Origin of the sequence: Streptomyces sp. NPDC060205 (assembly GCF_042728395.1) — a bacterium.
Lineage (GTDB): Bacteria > Actinomycetota > Actinomycetes > Streptomycetales > Streptomycetaceae > Streptomyces.
In genome coordinates this window covers 13,762-32,906 of sequence record NZ_JBHWZP010000080.1, presented here as the reverse complement: position 1 = coordinate 32,906, position 19,145 = coordinate 13,762, and the positions used below count along the sequence as shown (strand labels likewise).

General features: G+C 71.6%; 15 protein-coding genes. 11 read left to right on the top strand and 4 right to left on the bottom strand.

All coding sequences use genetic code 11. The features are described from left to right. Window positions 1–202: 202 nt before the first annotated feature. On the bottom strand, window positions 203–943 hold the full coding sequence (locus ACFWGJ_RS16750) for a helix-turn-helix domain-containing protein (RefSeq protein WP_387324734.1): 741 nt from the start codon (window positions 941–943) through the stop codon (window positions 203–205). A 251-nt stretch (window positions 944–1,194) separates the two neighbouring features. Here ACFWGJ_RS16750 and ACFWGJ_RS16745 point away from each other — a divergent pair, with 251 nt between their 5' ends. The 4 genes from ACFWGJ_RS16745 (at window position 1,195) to ACFWGJ_RS16730 (ending at window position 4,258) form a co-directional block, all read left to right on the top strand. Beyond that, entirely contained in the window at window positions 1,195–1,866 is a 672-nt protein-coding gene (locus ACFWGJ_RS16745; RefSeq protein ID WP_387324731.1) for a DUF4097 family beta strand repeat-containing protein, read from the top strand. 70 nt (window positions 1,867–1,936) lie between these two features. Continuing rightward, the gene (locus ACFWGJ_RS16740) at window positions 1,937–2,935 is read left to right on the top strand and encodes an ATP-binding cassette domain-containing protein (RefSeq protein ID WP_387324729.1); all 999 of its coding nucleotides are present in this window, start codon (window positions 1,937–1,939) and stop codon (window positions 2,933–2,935) included. Next, entirely contained in the window at window positions 2,932–3,723 is a 792-nt protein-coding gene (locus ACFWGJ_RS16735; protein ID WP_387324726.1) for an ABC transporter permease, read from the top strand. Before ACFWGJ_RS16740 ends, ACFWGJ_RS16735 begins: the two co-directional genes overlap by 4 nt. Before the next feature lie 139 nt (window positions 3,724–3,862). Next, entirely contained in the window at window positions 3,863–4,258 is a 396-nt protein-coding gene (locus ACFWGJ_RS16730) for a VOC family protein (RefSeq protein WP_387324723.1), read from the top strand. Between the two features lie 197 nt (window positions 4,259–4,455). Here ACFWGJ_RS16730 and ACFWGJ_RS16725 read toward each other — a convergent pair whose 3' ends face one another. After that, window positions 4,456–5,190, bottom strand: coding sequence for a helix-turn-helix domain-containing protein (locus tag ACFWGJ_RS16725; protein ID WP_387324721.1), 735 nt, complete (start codon window positions 5,188–5,190; stop codon window positions 4,456–4,458). Window positions 5,191–5,192: 2 nt separating this feature from the next. Continuing rightward, window positions 5,193–6,152 (bottom strand): cupin domain-containing protein, encoded by a 960-nt coding sequence (locus ACFWGJ_RS16720; RefSeq protein ID WP_385836042.1) that lies wholly within the window; start codon window positions 6,150–6,152, stop codon window positions 5,193–5,195. Between the two features lie 80 nt (window positions 6,153–6,232). Between ACFWGJ_RS16720 and ACFWGJ_RS16715 the strand changes: the two genes are divergently transcribed. Next, entirely contained in the window at window positions 6,233–7,069 is an 837-nt protein-coding gene (locus ACFWGJ_RS16715) for an NAD(P)H-binding protein (RefSeq protein ID WP_387324718.1), read from the top strand. Between the two features lie 84 nt (window positions 7,070–7,153). On the opposite strand, the gene ACFWGJ_RS16710 is transcribed toward ACFWGJ_RS16715, so the two are convergent. Then, entirely contained in the window at window positions 7,154–8,317 is a 1,164-nt protein-coding gene (locus ACFWGJ_RS16710; RefSeq protein ID WP_387324715.1) for a YihY/virulence factor BrkB family protein, read from the bottom strand. A gap of 784 nt (window positions 8,318–9,101) precedes the next feature. On the opposite strand from ACFWGJ_RS16710, the gene ACFWGJ_RS16705 reads away from it, so the two are divergent. From ACFWGJ_RS16705 to ACFWGJ_RS16680, 6 genes are all read left to right on the top strand, one after another. Further along, window positions 9,102–11,597: a Pls/PosA family non-ribosomal peptide synthetase gene (locus ACFWGJ_RS16705; protein WP_387324712.1), complete on the top strand. Its 2,496-nt coding sequence runs from the start codon at window positions 9,102–9,104 to the stop codon at window positions 11,595–11,597. 35 nt (window positions 11,598–11,632) lie between these two features. Then, window positions 11,633–14,041, top strand: a complete 2,409-nt coding sequence (locus tag ACFWGJ_RS16700; protein ID WP_387324710.1) for an amino acid adenylation domain-containing protein — start codon at window positions 11,633–11,635, stop codon at window positions 14,039–14,041. Window positions 14,042–14,145: 104 nt separating this feature from the next. Then, the gene (locus tag ACFWGJ_RS16695; protein WP_387324708.1) at window positions 14,146–15,147 is read left to right on the top strand and encodes a TauD/TfdA family dioxygenase; all 1,002 of its coding nucleotides are present in this window, start codon (window positions 14,146–14,148) and stop codon (window positions 15,145–15,147) included. Then, a complete protein-coding gene (gene sbnB, locus ACFWGJ_RS16690) occupies window positions 15,144–16,235 on the top strand; it encodes a 2,3-diaminopropionate biosynthesis protein SbnB (RefSeq protein WP_387324706.1) in 1,092 nt (363 codons plus the stop codon). Before ACFWGJ_RS16695 ends, sbnB begins: the two co-directional genes overlap by 4 nt. 70 nt (window positions 16,236–16,305) lie before the next feature. After that, window positions 16,306–17,292: a 2,3-diaminopropionate biosynthesis protein SbnA gene (gene sbnA / locus ACFWGJ_RS16685; RefSeq protein ID WP_387324704.1), complete on the top strand. Its 987-nt coding sequence runs from the start codon at window positions 16,306–16,308 to the stop codon at window positions 17,290–17,292. Window positions 17,293–17,372: 80 nt separating this feature from the next. After that, the gene (locus ACFWGJ_RS16680; RefSeq protein ID WP_387324701.1) at window positions 17,373–19,049 is read left to right on the top strand and encodes an acyl-CoA dehydrogenase family protein; all 1,677 of its coding nucleotides are present in this window, start codon (window positions 17,373–17,375) and stop codon (window positions 19,047–19,049) included. The last annotated feature ends 96 nt before the right edge of the window (window positions 19,050–19,145 follow it).

Below are 19,145 nucleotides of genomic sequence, written 5' to 3'. Positions count from 1 at the left end.
CTGGCTGACGCCCGGTGGCAGGTGCGGGTGCGCCGTGGCTCCCCGCGCCCCTTATAGGCGCCGCACAGCACGGGCTTTTTAGGGGCGCGGGGAACTGCGCGGCCAGCCACGACGTGCCCGCACTTCTCGAACGGGCCCCCGGGGCGGCGTGCTCGTTAGAGCGCTGCTGACCATGTGATGCGCCATGACGGGCTCCAGGTCGCTAGGACGTCGGTTCGGCCGAGGTCGGTGGCTTGGGCTTCGCGTACAGGACCTCGCGTGCCTGTTCCGCCGCGCGGGTCATGCCCTCGCCCACGAAGTCGACGAAGCGGGCGATGCCTTCGAGCCGGACGGCGGCCGGGGAGTCGGGGCCGAGGACGCTGACACCCTGCCGTGCGGTCTCGGCGAGCTGGGCGTGGGACTTGGCGGCGGCGATCATCCCGGTGTACCAGACGTCGTTGTCGACGACATAGCGCTCGCGGCGGCGTTCGTCGCGCTCCCGCCGGATGAGGCCCTGGCTCTCCAGGAGCGTGACCGCTTTGGAGATGGACGCGGGGCTGACCTGGAGGTGCTGGACGAGTTCGGACGCGGTGAGGCTGCCCGCGTCGGTGGTGTAGAGGTGCGCCAGCACCCGGGACGTCATCTTGGGCAGTCCCGACTGCATGAGGAGGGTGGTGAACACCTCCACATACGCGCGTACGGCCTCGGCGTCACGGCCGTGGGCCTGCGGAGGTGCCGCCTGCCCCTTGGGCGCGGCCTCCCTGCGCCGGTGCGCGCGGTGTTCGGTGGCGCGGTGGGCCAGGTCCGCGCGGTAGGCGAGGGGCCCGCCGTTGCGCATGACCTCACGGGTGATCGTCGAGGTCGGGCGGTCGAGGCGCCTGGCGATCTCCGCGTACGCGAGGTCGTCGGCCAGCCCCAGCGCGATCTGCTGGCGCTCCTGCTGAGTGAGCCTGCCTCCCGGCATCGCGGTCTCCTTCTTGGTTCTCGGTCCTGCCCTGCGCGTCGAGCATAGCGTTCACTCCAAACACATTGCAACGCAACGAGTGAGGGATGTTGCGTTAGATTCACTGCCAGTGCAACGAAATGTTGCCTATGAGCTGGGGTTATGAGTTTCTTGTGCAACAGGTCTGTTGCCGAATCCATGAACGCAACGTAGCTTTTCCAATGTCGGAAACGCCGAACGGGCGAACGGACAACCACACCGAGGAGAGCACCATGCAGAAGTTCGACACCACCAGCCAGGTCTCCGCCGTCCTGGACATCCCCGCGGGACGCATCCGGTTCATCGCCGCCGACCGGGCCGACACCACGGTCGAGGTCCTGCCCGCGAACGCCTCGAACAGCCGGGACGTGAAGGCCGCCGAGCAGATCGAGGTCGCCTACGCCGACGGCACCCTGCGGATCGAGGCCGCACCGGCGAAGAACCGGATCCTCGGCAGCTCCGGGTCCGTCGAGGTGACCGTCCAGCTCCCCGCCGGCTCCCACGTCGAGGCGAAGACGGCCGCCGGCGAGTTCCGGGGCGTCGGCCGGCTGGGTGACGTCACCTTCGAGGGGGCGCAGGGCTCGGTCAAGCTCGACGAGATCGCGGAGGCCCGCCTCACCCTGCTCGCCGGTGACATCGCGGTCGGCCGTCTCGGCGGCCCGGCGGAGATCACCGTCCAGAAGGGCGACATCCGTATCACCGAGGCCGTACGCGGCACGGTCGTCCTGCGCACCGAGGCCGGCGACGTCTCGGTCGGCGCCGCCCGCGGAGTCTCCGCCTCCCTGGACGCGGGTACCGCCTCCGGCCGGATCGACAACGCGCTCAAGAACTCGGACGGCGCCGCCGCCGCTCTGCACCTCCGCGCGACCACGTCGTACGGCGACATCACCGCCCGCAGTCTCTGAGCCGCGGCCCGCCCGGCCACAGTTCGCGCCCCGCAGTCCCTGACCCGTAGTTCTCGAAGGAGCATTCCTCATGACCGACCCGGCCATCGCGGCGAACGGGCTGCGCAAGTCCTACGGCGACAAGGTCGTGCTCGACGGCATCGACCTGGTCGTCCCCGAAGGAACGATCTTCTCCCTGCTCGGCCCGAACGGGGCGGGCAAGACCACCGTCGTCAACATCCTCTCCACCCTCGTCTCCCCCGGCCCCGCCTCCGGCGAGATCCGGGTCGGCGGTCACGACCTCGGCGCCGACCCACACGCCGTGCGGGCCGCAATCGGTGTCACCGGCCAGTTCTCCGCGGTCGACGGCCTGATCACCGGCGAGGAGAACATGCTCCTCATGGCGGACCTGCACCACCTGCCGAAGAAGGAGGGGCGGCGCATCGCCGCCGAACTGCTCGCACGCTTCGATCTCACCGAGGCCGCCAGGAAGCCCGCCTCCACCTACTCCGGCGGTATGAAACGCCGCCTCGACATCGCCATGACCCTGGTCGGCAACCCGCGGATCATCTTCCTCGACGAGCCGACCACCGGCCTCGACCCCCGCTCCCGCCACAACATGTGGCAGATCATCCGCGAACTCGTCACCGACGGCGTCACCGTCTTCCTCACCACCCAGTACCTCGAAGAGGCCGACCAGCTCGCCGACCGCATCGCCGTCCTCAACAACGGCCGCATCGCAGCGGAAGGCAGCGCCGAGGAACTGAAACGCCTCATCCCCGGCGGACACGTCCGGCTCCGCTTCACCGACCCGGACGCCTACCGCTCCGCCGCCGCCGCGCTCCGCGAAGCCGCCCGCGACGACGAGGCACTCGCCCTGCAGATCCCCAGCGACGGCAGCCAGCGCGAACTGCGCGCCGTCCTCGACCGGCTCGACACCGCCGGCATCGAGGCCGACGAACTCACCGTGCACACCCCCGACCTCGACGACGTCTTCTTCGCCCTCACCGGCCACCCCGCCGACACCGGTACCGCCGGCGTCCCCAGCCAGAGCACCGCGTCCGACCAGACCAAGGAGAACGTCCGATGAGCACCCTCTCCCTCGCCGTGCGCGACTCGTCCACCATGCTGCGCCGCAACCTCCTGCACGCCCGGCGCTACCCGTCCCTCACGCTGAACCTGCTGCTCACCCCGGTCATGCTGCTCCTGCTCTTCGTCTACATCTTCGGCGACGTGATGAGCGCGGGGATCGGCGGCGGCGGCGCCGACCGCTCCGAGTACATCGCCTACATCGTCCCGGGCATCCTGATGATGACCATCGGCAGCACCGTGATCGGGGCCGCGGTGTCCGTGGCCACCGACATGAACGAGGGCATCATCGCCCGCTTCCGCACCATGGCGATCCATCGCGGGTCGGTGTTCATCGGGCATGTCGTCGGCAGCGTCCTGCAAGTGCTCGCCAGTCTGGTCCTCGTCGGGGCCGTGGGTGTGGCCATCGGCTTCCGGTCCACCGATGCCACGTTCATCGAGTGGCTGGCCGCGTTCGGGCTGCTCGCCCTGTTCGCCCTGGCACTGACCTGGATCGCGGTCGGGATGGGCATGGCCAGCCCGAACGCCGAGGCGGCCGGCAACATGGCCATGCCGCTGATCCTTCTGCCCCTCATCTCCAGCGCGTTCATCCCGGCCGACACCATGCCGGGCTGGTTCCAGCCGATCGCCGAGTACCAGCCCTTCACCCCGGCCATCGAGACCCTGCGCGGGCTGCTGCTCGGCACCGAGATCGGGTACAACGGCTGGCTGGCCGTGGCCTGGTGCCTGGGTCTGGCGGCGCTCGGTTACCGGTGGTCGGCCTCGCAGTTCAACCGCGACGCGAAGTAACCGCCGTGCACCGCGGGCCGGCTCCCGCACCTCGTCCCGTCCAGGGCGGCGTACCCCGACCATGTGTCGGAGTGCGCCGCCTTCGCCGTACGTCCGATTCCTTCAAGACCCGCGCCACCGCGGTCCCTACGGTGGACCCATGACTCCACGATTCGATCTCATCGGCCTCGTCGTCTCCGACATGGCCGCGTCGCTCGCCTTCTACCGCCGTCTCGGTCTCACCTTTCCCGAGGGCGCCGAGAGCTTGCCGCACGTCGAGGCGGAACTGCCCGGCGGTCTGCGCTTCGCACTCGACACGGAGGACACGATCCGCTCGTTCCACCCCGAGTGGCGACCGCCGACAGGGGCAGGCCGGGTGGCGCTGGCCTTCCTGTGCGACAGCCCCGCGGACGTGGACGCCACGTACGAGGCGTTGCTGGCCGCGGGCCACGCATCGGAACTTAAGCCGTTCGACGCGCCTTGGGGCATGCGGTACGCGGTCGTCCACGACCCGGATGGCAACGGGGTGGACCTCTTCGCCCACCTCGCCCCGTAGCGGCCCCTCTTCTGGGGCGCAGCCCCCGGAGCTTGCGGGAGGGGTGTACGTGCGGGTCCGGTGGGGGCTGGTCGCGCAGTTCCCCGCGCCCCTTCAGGGGCTGCGCCCCCTGAAGACAAAAAACTGCGCAGTTCCCCGCGCCCCTTCAAGGGCTGCGCCCCCTGAAGACACAAGACTGCGCAGTTCCCCGCGCCCCTTCAGTGGCGCAGCAGTTCTCCCAGTGGCGCCCCCGCCAACTCCCGTACCTCCCGCGCCAGATGGGCCTGGTCCGCGAAGCCCGCGACCGCCGCCACCTCCGCCGCGGCATTCCCATCCCGCGCCAACGCCAACGCCCGCTGCAGGCGCAGCACACGAGCGAGCGTCTTCGGCCCGTATCCGAAAGCGACCAGCGCCCGCCGGTGCAACTGCCGCTCGCTCCAGCCGACCTTCTCGGCGGTCGCGGCGACAGCGGCCCCCGCGGACAGGGCCGCGACGACGGCCCGCAGCCGCGGATCGGGCGCCGCGGCCCCGGCCGCCCGCCCCACGGCGACCGCCTCCAGCGCGGCGGCGGGATCGGCCGCCGCGTCGACCCGCTCGGTCAGCCGCCGCACCTCGCCCCCGTCCCACAGCTCCGCGAGGTCGACGCGCCGGTCGCGCAGTTCATGGGCGGGCACGCCGAGATAGGAGGGCGCGGTGCCGGGAAAGAACCGGACCCCCGCGTACCGCCTCGGCCCGCCGGATTCGTCGCTCACGTACGCGCGCGTGTCGGGGCCCGCGACGAACAGCCGGCCCTCGGTCCACAGCAGGTCCATGCAGCCGTCGGGCAGGACCGGCGCCGTGTCGCCCGGCACGGCGGTGCGGGTCCACACGAGCGCACCGGTGAGCCGCGACGCCCGCTCCCGGTACGGCGCCGGCGACGGCTCGGAGTGCTGCTCGGCGTACGGCTCGGCCACACTCAGAAGGCTACGCCGATCGGTTGCCGGGCCGCCCGCGTCCGGTGTTCCTGCGGACTGACCCCGTACACCCGCTTGAAGGCGCTGGACAGGGCGAACGCGCTGCCGTAGCCGACCTGGCGGGCGATGGCCTCCAGGGTGTCGTCGGTGTCGCGCAGCCGGTCGGCGGCGAGGGCGAGGCGCCAGCCGGTGAGGTACGTCATCGGGGGCTCGCCGACGAGTTCGCTGAAGCGGCGGGCGAGGGCGGCCCGCGAGACACCTGCCTTGGTGGCGAGGGAGGCGACCGTCCAGGGGTGCGCGGGGTCGTCCTGGACGAGCCGCAGCACCCGGCCGACGACCGGGTCGGCCAGCGCCCGGTACCAGGCGGGCGCCTCGGCCTCCGGGCGGGAGAACCAGGCGCGCAGCGCGGCGATGACCAGCAGGTCGAGCAGTCGGTCGAGGACGACCTCCTGGCCGGGCTCGTCGCGCACGATCTCCTCGGTGAGCAGCGGGGTCAGCGGGCACTCCCATACGTCGGAGGTCAGCGTCAGCACCGGCGGCAGCGCGTCGAGGAGCCGCCCGCTGACCTCGCCCTGCACCGGATACGTACCGATCAGCATCACCATGGAACCGTCGAGGCGCTGCCCCCAGGTGCGCACGCCGAGGTCCATGTGGCCGCGCATCGAGCGCCCGTCGGGGTAGGTGCACTCCTGGCCCGGCAGGATCACCGCGATGGGCGGGGTGGCGGGGTCGTCGGCGCAGGTGTACGGGTCGGGGCCGCGCGCGATGGCGAGGTCGCCGGCCCGCAGCCGCACGGGTTCGCCCCCGTCGGGCGTGATCCAGGACTCGCCGCGGATCATCAGCATGACGGTGAGCGGGGCGCGGTCCTCGATCCGCAGGGACCAGGGAGGTTCGAAGCACGCCCGGATCATGAAGGCGCCACGCGCGCGTGGACCCTCCAGAAGCCCTGCGAGTGCGTCCATGGCCCCAGAGTAGACGCGCTCTTATGGGAACGAGAGGTTCAGCGATGTTCCCTTTCGGCGTGCGGTCGTTGACTGGTCGCATGACGGAGAACACGCGCAACGGGACGGTGTTGGTGACGGGCGCCTCGGGGAAGACCGGGCGCCGGGTGGCGGAGGCGGCGAAGGCCGCGGGGTTCGGTGTACGGGCCGCTTCGCGCAAGGGAGATGTGCGCTTCGACTGGTACGACCCCTCGACATGGGACGGGGCGCTGCGCGGGGCCGACGCGGCGTATCTGGCGTACGCGCCGGACGTCGGTGCGCCGGGCGCGGCCGAAAACGTCGCCGCGTTCGCCCGGCGGGCCCACGATCTCGGTGTGCGCCGACTGGTGCTGCTGTCGGCGCGCGGGGAGCGTCAGGCGGAGCCGACCGAGCGGGCGCTGCGCGAGTCGGGGACCGCGTGGACCGTGGTGCGGGCCGACTGGTTCTTCCAGAACTTCAGCGAGGGCCTGCTGGTGGACGGCGTGCGCGGTGGTGAGTTCGTCTTCCCGGCGGGTGAGGTGCCGGTGCCGTTCATCGACGCGCGCGATCTCGCGGAGGTCGTGGTGAAGGCGCTCTCCGACTCCTCGTACGCGGGGCGGACGCTGGAGATCACGGGGCCGCGGCTGCTGTCCTTCCGGGAGGCCATGGCGGAGATCTCCGCCGCGGCGGGCCGGGAGATCCGGTACGTGCCGGTGCCGACGAAGGAGTACGGGCAGATCCTGGCCGGGTTCGGGCTGCCGGCCGAGGAGGTCGCGTTCATGGAGGAGGTCTTCGACGGGCTGCTCGACGGGCACAACGCGACGACCACGGACGGCGTGCGGCAGGTCCTGGGGCGTGCGCCGCGCGACTTCGCGGACTTCGCGCGGGAGCACGCGGCGGACGGGGTGTGGAAGGTCTGACGCCCCGCGCCCCCGGATGCACCCTGACGCCCCGCCGCGGTCACCGCGGCGGGGCTGCCACGTCAGCGCGGCGGGGCTGCCGCGTCACTGGGCCGGGGGCGTGTCGTCGCTGTTCTTGGGGGTGGACTTGGCGTGGGTGCGCAGCCGGGAGGTCACGTCCTCCGGGGGCAGGAAGCGGGACCAGCGCTCGGGGAACTCGGAGGGCATGTCCGGGTCGTCGGGGTCGTCGTAGCCGTCCTCGGCGTGTGCGGCGCGGGCCGCCGCCGCGCGGGCCACGAGGTCGGCGGCCTGTTCGGCGCGCAGCCGTTCGTTGACGGCGCGGGCGGCGGCGGTGGCCGCGGCGGGCCACACCCGGTCGATGGCCGCGTTGACGGCGGCGCCCACGAGCACGGCGAAGGCGGCGACACCGATCCACAGCAGGACGGCGACGGGTGCGGCCAGGGAGCCGTAGATGGTGGGGCCCTCGACGGTGTTGGTGAGGTAGATGCGCAGCAGGAGGCTGCCCAGGACCCACATGGTGAGGGCGACGAGCGCACCGGGCACGTCCTCGATCCACGGTGAGCGCACCGGTACCGACACGTGGTACAGCGTGGTCAGGAAGACGATGGACAGGACGATGACGACGGGCCAGTAGAGCACTTGGACGACGGTCGTCGACCAGGGCACGACGTTCACCACGGCGTCGGGGCCCGCGACCATCAGGGGCAGGGCGACCGAGCCGATCAGCAGGGCCACGAGGAAGAGCAGGAAGGCCATCAGGCGGGTCCTGACGATGCCGCGCACCCCGTCGAGGCCGTACATGACGGTGATGGTGTCGATGAAGACGTTCACCGCGCGTGAGCCGGACCACAGGGCGAACAGGAAGCCCAGGGAGATGACGTCGGGCCGGCCGCCCTCCATCACGTCGTGCAGAAGCGGTTCGGCGATCTGTTTGACGCCCTTGTCGGTCAGGACCGTGCGGGACGCCTCCAGGAGGCTGGTCTCCACGCTGGCGATGGTGTCGGCGCCGGTCCAGTCGTCGACGTAGCCCAGCAGGCCGATCATGCTCAGCAGCAGCGGCGGCACGGACAGCAGCGTGAAGAACGCCGCCTCCGCCGCGAGTCCGAGGATCCGGTACTCGATGCACGAGTTCACGGTGTCCTTGAGCAGCAGCCAGGCGGTCCTGCGCTTGGAGACGTTCCGATAGAGGGCACGCGCCCGGTGGAGACGACCGGACGTCCTCTGAGGGGGTTCACTTGCTGGCTGCACGCCCTAAAGGTATCCGCCGCGCGGGGTCGCACTCATCCCCCGGTACCGCGACCTGAAGCGGGTGTGGCGGGAGCGGCGTGCGCGGCCCGGTGGCGGGACGGTACTGATCCGGTTCCGTCATACGACGGAAAAGCGGCGGCAATTCCGTGGCAATCGTAAAGAGAAATCGAACCCTTTTTCTGTCATGACCGCGTGGCCGAATCACCCGCCCTGCAGAAGTGGAATACGCAACAACGCATGCACTGTGCACCGGTGAGTTCCCCGGTGGCGCGGTCGGACGAGATCATTCAGGGTGCCGACCGTTGAAGCATCGAACAGCGAGAAAGCGCCATAGGCCGAAACGCCCTTGACCCGTTCATGAGCCCGCCGAAACAATTCGGATTGCATTGCGCTGGGCACGTGGGGACGGCTCAGTGGCACCACGACACGGGGGGACTCAGAAGGGCCCGGACGAGGGTCCGACACAGCCGCGTTACCCGTGATCCGCGTGGGAACCACGCGGATCATGCCGTGCTGCACTGCGCCTTTTCCGCGCGGCCACTTCACACACTTCCCGAGCATCCTCTTCTCGCCTGCCCTGACACAACACAGCGTGCACGAGAAACAAGTCTATCTTCCGGCACACCGGAGTCACACAGGAATCACTGTGATTCACCAGAACATCTTTCGTCACCAATTCAGGTGCGTGATGAAACTGCGGGCGTGAATCCGTCGTATTCCCATCCGAGGTGTCAAACACTCCGAACGGTCCGCAAGTACGAGCAATCATCAGCAAGGAGATCAAGTGGTGGGAAATCCCACTGAGGTCGCGACCGCCGCTCCGGCGCGGTCCGTGACCACCCGCGACCCGGTGAACGGGATCGAACCTGTCCTCGCGGAGGTGCTCGCCGGTGTCGTACGCGCCGAGCAGGTCCCCGTCGACAGTCACTTCTTCGACGACCTCGGTGCCAACTCCCTGGTGATGGCACACTTCTGCGCCCGGGTCAGGAAGCATCCCGACCTGCCGGCCGTGTCCATGCGTGACGTGTACGGCCACCCGACGATCCGGGGCCTGGCCGCGGCGCTCTCCGAGGTCCCGGCCGAGGAACCCGCGCCGCCGCCGGAGCCGGCCGCGCCGCCCGCGGTGGCGAGCAGCGCGCGGTACGTCCTGTGCGGGGCACTGCAGTTCCTCGTCTTCGCCCTGTACTGCCTGCTCTCCGGGCTCGTCACCGCACAGGGGTACGACTGGGTGTCGGCCGGGGACGGCGTCGTGGACGTCTATCTGCGGTCGGCCCTCTTCGGCGGCGCTGTCTTCGTCGGCCTGTGCACGCTGCCGGTGGTGGCCAAATGGGTGCTGGTCGGCCGCTGGAAGGAGACCGAGTTCCCCCTCTGGAGCCTGGCCTATCTGCGCTTCTGGACCGTCAAGGTGCTGCTGCACGCGAACCCGATGGTCCTGTTCGCCGGCAACCCGCTGTACGTGCTCTACCTGCGGGCCCTGGGCGCGCGGATCGGAAAGAACGTCACGATCCTCTCGCACGCGGTCCCGGTCTGCACCGACCTGTTCACGGTCGGCGCGAACACCGTGATCCGCAAGGACTCGCACTTCCTCTGCTACCAGGCGCACGCCGGGCGCATCCGCACCGGCCGGGTCACGCTGGGCCAGGACGTGTTCGTCGGCGAGAACACCGTCCTCGACATCGGCACCGCCATGGGCGACGGCTCCCAGCTCGGTCACGCGTCGGCGCTGTACGGCGGCGCCGCGGTGCCCGCCGGTCAGCACTGGCACGGCTCGCCGGCCCAGCGCACGGACGTGGACTACGTACGGGTCGCCCCCGCGGAGTGCGACACCGCGCGCCGGGTGGGCTACGGCCTGGCCACCCTGCTCCAGACGCTCCTGGTCACCATGCCGCTCCTCGTCGGGGGCACGTACCTGCTGCTGACGGTGGCGCCCTCGCTGGACGTGCTGCTGGACCCGAAGACGCAGAACATCACGTCCGGACGCTTCTACGCCGAGGCGTTCGCCCTGTCCGTCGCGCTCTTCGTGGGCTTCGTCGTGGTCGGCTTCGCCGTCGTGACCGTGGTCCCGCGGCTGCTGAACACGTTCCTGGAGCCGGACCGCGTGTACCCGCTCTACGGCTTCCACTACTCCGTGCAGCGTTCCGTCGCGCGGCTGAGCAACGCCAGGTTCTTCAAGTGGCTGTGCGGGGACAGCTCGTACATCGTCCACTACCTGCGGGCCATCGGGTACGACCTCTCGCACGTCGAGCAGACCGGCTCCAACTTCGGCACGGCAGTCGCGCACGAGACGCCGTTCCTGGCCACCGTCGGGCGCGGCACGATGGTCGCCGACGGCCTTTCGATCATGAACGCCGAGTACTCGGGCACGTCGTTCCGGGTCTCCCGCGCGACGATCGGGCCGAACAGCTTCCTGGGCAACCACATCGCCTACCCGGTCGGGGGCCGCACGGGCGAGAACGTCCTGCTCGCGACGAAGGTCATGGTCCCGCTGGACGGGGAGGTCCGCGAAGGGGTCGGCCTGCTGGGCTCGCCGCCCTTCGAGATCCCGCGGACCGTGGAGCGCGACACCCGCTTCGACCACCTGCGCGAGGGCGACGAACTGCGGCGCCGCCTCGCCGCGAAGAACCGCCACAACCTGCACACCATGGGCCTGTTCCTGTTCCTGCGGTGGTTCGACTGGTTCGTCCTCACCATCCTCGGCTTCGCCGCCTTCGACCTGTACGGGGAGTACGGCACCGCGGGCGGGCTGCTGATCGGGGCGTCCCTGCTCGTCGGTGTCGCCTTCACCACCGGCTACTACGCGCTGGTGGAACGGGCCATCCTCCGGTTCCGTGCGCTGGAACCGCAGCTGCACTCCATCTACGACCCGCTCTTCTGGCGGCACGAGCGGCTGTGGAAGCTGCCCGACACCCACTTCGCCCTCCTCAACGGCACCCCGTTCAAGAGCCTGCTCTGGCGGCTCCTCGGGGTCCGCATCGGCCGCCGGGTGTTCGACGACGGGGCCTACATCACCGAGCGCACGCTGACCTCCATCGGGGACGACTGCACCCTCGGTGCGCACAGCAAGATCCAGTCGCACTCGCAGGAGGACGGCACCTTCAAGTCCGACCACATCGAGATCGGCGACGGCGTCACGCTCGGCGTCGGCGCGCTCGTCCACTACGGCGCGTCCGTGGGGGACGCCGCCGTGCTCGCCGCCGACTCGTTCCTGATGAAGGGCGAGGAGGTACCGCCGGGGGCGCACTGGGGCGGGAACCCGGCGGCCGAACAGCGGCGCGCCTGACCACAGCACGTAAGGAACACAGGGGGGAACAGAGAATGGACACGATCCCGAGGTGGACGCGCGACCCACGCCCGGGCACGGCGGAGTACGAAGTTCCGCTGCCCGCAGGCCTGGTGACGGAGCCGTCCGCGCTGCTGGCCGCACACGCCAAGGTCCTCGCGGCCCTGTCCGGTGAACGCGAGGCCGTCACCGGCTACGTCACCGCGAAGGGCGCGGCGCCGGTGCTCCGCCGGCTGGCCGTCGGCCCCGGCACCTGGCGCGACCTGCTGGCACAGGCGGACCTGGCGGTCCGCGAGGCCGCCCACGAACCGGCCGGGGAGCCGCCCGCGCGGGAGTCGGGCGGCGCTCCGGTCCCCTTCGCGGCCGTGCTCGACCCGCACGGCCACGACGACGGCACCGGACGGACCGCGGACACCGAAGCCACCGAAGCCACCGAAGCCACCGCGAACGCCGTGCTGCACGTGAGCGTGGCGGGGCACGCCCTGCGGCTGCGGTACCGCACCGACGTCCTGGACGCCGACGCCGCCGCCCGCATCGCCGGCTACCACCTGACCGCGCTCGGCCTGCTGACCGCCGACCCGGACGCCGCGCACGACCGGCACGGCCTCCTGGGCGAGGACGAACTCCGCTTCCAGCTCGACGCGCTGGCCGGGCCGCACCGCGCGCTGCCGGACCGCCGCGTCCACGAGCTCTTCGAGGAGCGGGTGGCCGCGCATCCGGACGCCGTCGCCGCCGTCCAGGGCGACGAGGAGTGGACGTACGGCGAGCTGAACGCGCGGGCCAACCGGATCGGCCGGGCGCTGCTCGCCCGCGGGCTGCGCCCCGAGGGGGTCGTCGCGGTCGTCATGGAACGCGATCTGGACTGGATGGCCGGGGTCCTCGCGGTCCTCAAGGCGGGCGGGGTCTATCTGCCCGTCGAGCCGCACTTCCCGGCCGGGCGCATCGAGAGGACGCTCAGGCGGGCCGGCTGTGAACTCGTCCTGACCGAGAGCGGCAGCACCGCCACGCTGGACGCGGCCGACACCGGCGCCCGCGTCCTGCACGTCGAGGAGGTTTACGCCGAGGACCACTCCGACGGCGACCTCCATGTCGCGGTCGGCGCGGACCAGCTCGCGTACATCTACTTCACCTCCGGCTCCACCGGTGAGCCCAAGGGCGCGATGTGCGAGCACGCGGGCTTCGTCAACCACGTCCTCGCCAAGATCGACGACCTGGGGGTCGGCGAGGGACAGGTCGTCGCGCAGACGGCGCCCCAGTGCTTCGACATCTCGCTGTGGCAGCTGGTCTCCTCGCTGCTGGTCGGCGGGCGGACCCTGCTGGTCGCCCAGGACGTGATCCTGGACGTGCCGCGATTCGTGGACACGATCGCGGACGGCGGGGTCAACGTCCTCCAGGTCGTCCCGTCGTACCTCGAAGCCGTCCTCGCCGAACTGGAGCAGCGCCCGCGCGCACTGCCCGACCTGCACTGCGTGTCGGTCACCGGGGAGGCCGTCAAGAAGGAACTCGTCCAGCGCTGGTTCGCGGCCGAGCCGGGCATCCGGCTGGCCAACGCGTACGGGCTGACCGAGACCTCCGACGACACCAACCACGAGGTCATGGACCGGGTGCCGGACGAGGACCGGGTCCCGCTCGGCCGGCCGGTCGCCAACGTGCGCGTGTACGTCGTCGACGAGCACCTGGCCCCCGTACCGCTCGGCGCGCCCGGCGAGATCGTCTTCTCCGGGGTGTGCGTGGGCCGCGGGTACGTCAACGACCCCGAGCGCACGAAGGCCGCGTTCGGGCAGGACCCGCACCGGCCGGGCGAGCGGCTGTACCGCAGCGGGGACCACGGCCGGTGGCTGCCCGACGGGAAGCTGGAGTTCCTGGGCCGCCGGGACAGCCAGGTGAAGATCCGCGGCTTCCGTATCGAGATCGGTGAGATCGAGAACGCGCTGCTGCGGGTGGACGGCGTCCGGGACGGCGCGGTGGTGGTCGCGGGCGGCACGCGGCTGGTGGCGTTCTGCGCCGGGTCCGAGCCGCTCGACCCGGAGGCGGTGCTGGAACGGCTCGCCGTGTCGCTCCCGGCGTACATGGTGCCCTCGGCCGTCCACCGGCGCGAGAGCCTGCCGCTGACCGCCAACGGCAAGATCGACCGCAAGACGCTGACCGCGCTCGCCGAGGACCTCGACCTGGCGGGGAGCGGCGCGGCGGACAGCGACGGCGAGCACGCGCCGGACACCCCGGGCGAGCGGCGGCTGGCGGCGGCCTGGGCCCAGGTGCTGGGCATCCCGCAGGACCGGATCGGCCGTCTGGACCACTTCTTCGACCGCGGCGGGACCTCACTCGCGGCGGTGAAGCTGGCGGTCGCGCTGGACCGGGCGATCACCCTCAAGGACGTCGCCCGCCACCCCGTCCTCGCCGACCTGGCGGGACTGCTCGACACCCCGGCCAGGGAGGCGTCGTGAGCCGCGCCGGGAAACGGGCCCGGCGGCCGGCGCAGGAGCCGGCCCACGAGCACACGCACATCCGCGCGCGGTCCGCACCGCGCGAGACCGGAAGGAGCCACACGATGTCCTCGACTCCGACGCTGCTGCCCGACGTCGTCCTGAGTCCCGGCAGCCCCCCGATCCTGCGCGCCGACGTGGCGGGGGACACGGCGGGCTGGGCGGCCGTGCACCGCGACGCGCTGCGCGCCGTGGTCGCCGAGCACGGCAGCGTCCTGGTCCGCGGTCTGGGTCTGGCCGACCCGGACACGACCGGTGAGGTGTTCCGGCGCCTGGCCACCGGCCTGATGCCCGACCGGGAGTCCTTCGCGCCGCGGCGGACGTACGCGGACGGCGTGTACTCCTCCACCAAGTGGCCGCCCAACCAGCAGATGTGCATGCACCACGAGCTGAGTTACGCGGTCGAGTTCCCCGCGCTGATGCTGTTCGCGTGCCTCGACGCGCCGGCCCAGGGCGGCGCCACCGCCGTCGCCGACGCGCCCACCGTGCTCGACGCGCTGCCGGCCGGCCTCACAGAGCGGTTCGCCCGGGAGGGCTGGCTGCTCACGCGGACGTACAACGACGAGATCGGGGCGTCGGTCGGCGAGGCCTTCGGCACCGAGGACCGCGCCGCCGTCGAACGCTACTGCCGGGCCCACGCCATCGAGTTCGCCTGGCAGGGCGACGGCTCCCTGCACACCCGCCAGCGCCGCGCCGCGGTGCTCCGGCACCCCGTCACGGGACGGCCCTGCTGGTTCAACCAGATCGCCTTCCTCAACGAGTGGACGATGGACCCCGAGGTGCGGGAGTACCTGGTGGACGTCTACGGCCCCGACGGGCTGCCCTTCAACACCCGCCACGGCAACGGCGACCCGATCGGCGAGGACGTCGTCCGGGAGATCAACGCGGTGTACGAGGCCCACACCGTGCGCGAGCCGTGGCGCTCCGGCGACCTGATGATCGTCGACAACATCCGCACCGCGCACAGCAGGGAGCCCTTCGAGGGCCCGCGCGAGGTGCTCGCCGCACTGGCCGACCCGGTCCGGCTGACCGACTCCACCCCCACGACCGAAGTGAGGACCGCATGACCGGCACGGAACAGGCGGCGCAGGCCGCAGAGGCAGCCGGGTCGCCCGGGGCACCCGCAAGGACACTCACCGCTCCCCCGTTCTCCGTCGTCTCCGGCGCCCAGGTCCAGCAGGCCCTCGAAGGGCGGGAGTGCGAGATCGCGGACCTCGTCGAGCGGGTGTACCGGCTGCACGGGGGCGGCGACTCGGTGAACCCGCCGTCGTACTTCCTGCGCTTCCCCGACCGTCCGTCGTCGCGGATCATCGCGCTGCCGGCGTCGATCGGCGGGGACATCGGGGTGGACGGCATCAAGTGGGTCTCCAGCTTCCCCGAGAACACGGCGTCCGGACTGCCGCGTGCCTCGGCCGTGCTGATCCTCAACGACCACGAGACGGGCTATCCGTTCGCCTGCCTGGAGGCGTCGATCATCAACGCCGCCCGGACGGCGGCCTCCGCGGCGCTCGCGGCCGACCGGCTCAGCCGGGGACGCGCCCGGCCGGTCCGGGTCGGGTTCGTCGGCACGGGGCTGATCGCCCGCCACATCCACACCCATCTGACCGCCACCGGCTGGTCGTTCGAGGAGACCGGGGTGTACGACCTGGCCGCGGACAGCGCGGCCGGTTTCCGCGGCTATCTGGAACGGTCGGGCGCCAAGGGCCGGCTCACCGTGCACGACAGTGCCGAGTCGCTGGTCCGCTCCAGCGATCTGGTGGTCTTCGCCACCGTCGCGGGCAGTCCGCACATCCACGACCTCGCGTGGTTCGACCACGCCCCGCTGGTGCTGCACGTGTCGCTGCGCGACCTGGCACCCGAGATCCTGCTCGCCTCGGCCAACTTCGTGGACGACATCGAGCACTGCCTGAAGGCGGAGACCTCTCCGCATCTGGCCGAACGCCTCAGCGGCGGCCGGGACTTCATCGACGGCACGTTGGACGACGTGCTGTCCGGGCGGGTGACCGTACCGGCCGACCGGACGGTGATCTTCTCGCCCTTCGGCCTCGGGGTCCTGGACCTCGCGGTCGGCAAGTTCGTCCACGACGAGGTGGCCCGGCGGGGCGAGCCGCACGTCGTGGACGGCTTCTTCCACGAGCTGCGCCGGCACGGCTGACCGGCGGGCGCCGTGCCGCACGGGACGTGGGCACGGCGCCGCACGAAGGCCGCATGAACGAGGGGGACTCATGCCTGTCATTTCCGATCCTTCGGAATTCAACGAGAACGAGCTCTACGTCGACCTGCGGGCGACGATGGGGCTGCCGCTCTTCCTGAAGTGCGAGGGGTTCAATTTCGCGGGGTCGATCAAGATGAAGGCGGCCACCGAGATGGTGGACGCCGCCGAACGCAGCGGCGCCCTGCGGCCGGGATCCGTCCTGGTCGAGTCGTCGTCCGGGAACCTGGGCGTGGCACTGAGCGTGATCGCCGCGAGCCGTGGCTACGGGTTCCGGTGCGTGACCGACGCACGCTGCAACCCGGCGACCCGGCGGATGATGGAAGCTCTGGGCAGCGTGGTCCACGTCATCGAGGAACCCGCGCTGCACGGCGGCTTCCTGGGCGCCCGGATCGCGTACGTACGGGCGCTGTGTGCCTCGGACGACCGGTACGTCTGGCTCAACCAGTACGCCAACGACAGCAACTGGCGGGCGCACTACCGCACCACCGCGCCGGCCATCGCCCGCCGCTTCCCGGACCTCGACGTGCTGTTCGTCGGGGCCGGTACGACCGGCACCCTGATGGGCTGCGCGCGCTGGTTCTGGCAGTGGCGGCGCCGGGTGCGGATCGTCGCGGTGGACACCGTCGGCTCGGTGACCTTCGGCGGGCCCGCGCGTCCGCGGATGATCCCGGGGCTCGGCATGGGCGTACGTCCGCCGATGCTCGACGAGTCGTACGTCGACGACGTGGTGCACGTGGAGGAGGCGGACACCGTCCGCGTCTGCCGCCGGCTGGCCGCCCGGGGGTTCCTGTTCGGCGGGTCCACGGGCACGGTCGTCAGCGGGGCGTCCACCTGGATGGACCTGCACGGGGCACGGGACCTCACCTCCGTGGCCATCGCCCCCGACCTCGGCGAGCGCTACCTCGACACCGTCCACAGCCCGAGCTGGTCGGTGAACCCGCGCGGCGAGGACACGCTCGGCTCCGGCGACCTGGCCGCGCTGTCGCGGCCGGCCTGACCGGACGGCGGCGCTCCGGCGGACGGGGGGTGCGGCGGGAGTTTGGTGACGATCGCCGCACCGCGGGTAGGTTCGCAGTCATGGCAGCCCGCACCCACACCGTGACCAACCAGGCTCCGCCGCTGGTCGCGTACGACCTCTTCACCGCCGACCGGGCCCTGGTGGAGGCGGTCGACCGGCATCTCGCCCCCGAGCTCCTCGACGAGGCGCGCGGCGAACTGTCGGCCCTCGGGCGCACCTCCGGGTCCACACAGGTCCAGAAGTGGGGGGCGCTGGCCAACGAGAACCCGCCGAAGCTGCTCACCCACGACCGCTACGGCGAGCGCCTGGACGAGGTGGAGTTCCATCCGTCCTGGCACCGGCTGCTCGGCAAGGGCGTCTCGGCGGGTCTTACGGCGGCCTGGTCGCGGCCGGGCGGGCATGTGCGGCGCGCGGCCGGTTTCCTGGTCTGGAGCCAGGTCGAGGCGGGCAACGGCTGTCCGCTGTCGATGACCCACGCGGCGGTGCCCGCGCTGCGCACCGACCCGGCGCTGGCCGCCGAGTGGGAGCCCCGGCTCACCTCCACCGTCTACGACCAGGACCTGCGTCCGGCCGCGCAGAAGGCCGGTGCCCTGTTCGGTATGGGCATGACGGAGAAGCAGGGCGGCAGCGACGTCCGTGCGAACACCACGCGCGCGCGGCCGCTCGCCGAGGACGGGACGTACGAGCTGACGGGCCACAAGTGGTTCTGCTCGGCGCCGATGTCGGACGGCTTCCTCGTCCTGGCGCAGGCGGACCCCGCCGGCGAACGGAGCGGACGGGGTGACCAGGACGGCCGGGACGCGCTCACCTGCTTCCTGGTGCCGCGCGTGCTGGAGGACGGCACCCGCAACGTCTTCCGGATCCAGCGGCTCAAGGACAAGCTGGGCAACCGGTCGAACGCCTCCGCGGAGGTCGAGTTCGACGGCACCTGGGCGCGCCGGGTCGGCGAGGAGGGGCGCGGGGTGCGCTCCATCATGGGGATGGTCGCCGCGACCCGCCTGGACTGTGTGCTCGGCTCCGCGGGGCTGATGCGGCAGGCCGTCGCGCAGGCCGTGCACCACTGCGAGCACCGCGAGGCGTTCGGCGGCCGGCTGGTCGACAAGCCCCTGATGCGCAACGTCCTGGCGGACCTGGCCCTGGAGTCGGAGGCGGCGACGACCCTCGCGCTGCGGCTCGCCGCCGCGTACGACGACGGCGGCGAGCAGGAGCGGGCCTTCCTGCGGCTCGCGGTGCCGGCGGCCAAGTACTGGGTGACCAAGCGGTGCACGCCGGTCGTGGTGGAGGCCCTGGAGTGCCTGGGCGGCAACGGGTACGTGGAGGAGTCCGGCATGCCGCGGCTGCTGCGCGAGTCGCCGCTCAACTCCATCTGGGAGGGCGCGGGGAACGTCCAGGCGCTCGATGTGCTGCGGGCCCTGCAGCGGGAGCCGTCCGCCCTGAACGCGTACCTCCAGGAGGTCGGTCTGGCGCGCGGCGCCGATCACCGGCTGGACGGCGCGATCAAGGACCTGCTGACCGAACTCGCCGATCTGGGCGGTGTCGAGGGGCGCGCACGGCGGATCGTCGAGCGGATCGCCCTGGTGCTGCAGGGTTCGCTGCTGGTGCGCTTCGCGCCGCCGGAGGTCGCCGACGCGTTCTGCGCGTCACGGCTCGGCGGGGACCGGGGTTCGTCGCTGGGGACGCTGCCGCACACGCTCGACCTGGCCTCGGTGGTGGAGCGGGCGCGCCCCGTCTCCTGACCCGGCCCCGGCCGGTGCGGCCCGCCCTGGCACGGGGGTGGTGCCGCGCCGACACGGCACCACCCCCGTGCGTCGTAGAGTTTCGGCCGTGCACCG

Bases quoted from the DNA above. Each gene is read 5' to 3' on its own strand.
- ACFWGJ_RS16715 (WP_387324718.1), top strand. From the start codon at position 6,233: ATGACGGAGAACACGCGCAACGGGACGGTGTTGGTGACGGGCGCCTCG.
- ACFWGJ_RS16740 (WP_387324729.1), top strand. From the start codon at position 1,937: ATGACCGACCCGGCCATCGCGGCGAACGGGCTGCGCAAGTCCTACGGC.
- sbnA (WP_387324704.1), top strand. From the start codon at position 16,306: ATGCCTGTCATTTCCGATCCTTCGGAATTCAACGAGAACGAGCTCTAC.
- sbnB (WP_387324706.1), top strand. From the start codon at position 15,144: ATGACCGGCACGGAACAGGCGGCGCAGGCCGCAGAGGCAGCCGGGTCG.
- ACFWGJ_RS16745 (WP_387324731.1), top strand. From the start codon at position 1,195: ATGCAGAAGTTCGACACCACCAGCCAGGTCTCCGCCGTCCTGGACATC.
- ACFWGJ_RS16695 (WP_387324708.1), top strand. From the start codon at position 14,146: ATGTCCTCGACTCCGACGCTGCTGCCCGACGTCGTCCTGAGTCCCGGC.
- ACFWGJ_RS16700 (WP_387324710.1), top strand. From the start codon at position 11,633: ATGGACACGATCCCGAGGTGGACGCGCGACCCACGCCCGGGCACGGCG.
- ACFWGJ_RS16680 (WP_387324701.1), top strand. From the start codon at position 17,373: ATGGCAGCCCGCACCCACACCGTGACCAACCAGGCTCCGCCGCTGGTC.
- ACFWGJ_RS16735 (WP_387324726.1), top strand. From the start codon at position 2,932: ATGAGCACCCTCTCCCTCGCCGTGCGCGACTCGTCCACCATGCTGCGC.
- ACFWGJ_RS16750 (WP_387324734.1), bottom strand. From the start codon at position 943: ATGCCGGGAGGCAGGCTCACTCAGCAGGAGCGCCAGCAGATCGCGCTG.
- ACFWGJ_RS16730 (WP_387324723.1), top strand. From the start codon at position 3,863: ATGACTCCACGATTCGATCTCATCGGCCTCGTCGTCTCCGACATGGCC.
- ACFWGJ_RS16720 (WP_385836042.1), bottom strand. From the start codon at position 6,152: ATGGACGCACTCGCAGGGCTTCTGGAGGGTCCACGCGCGCGTGGCGCC.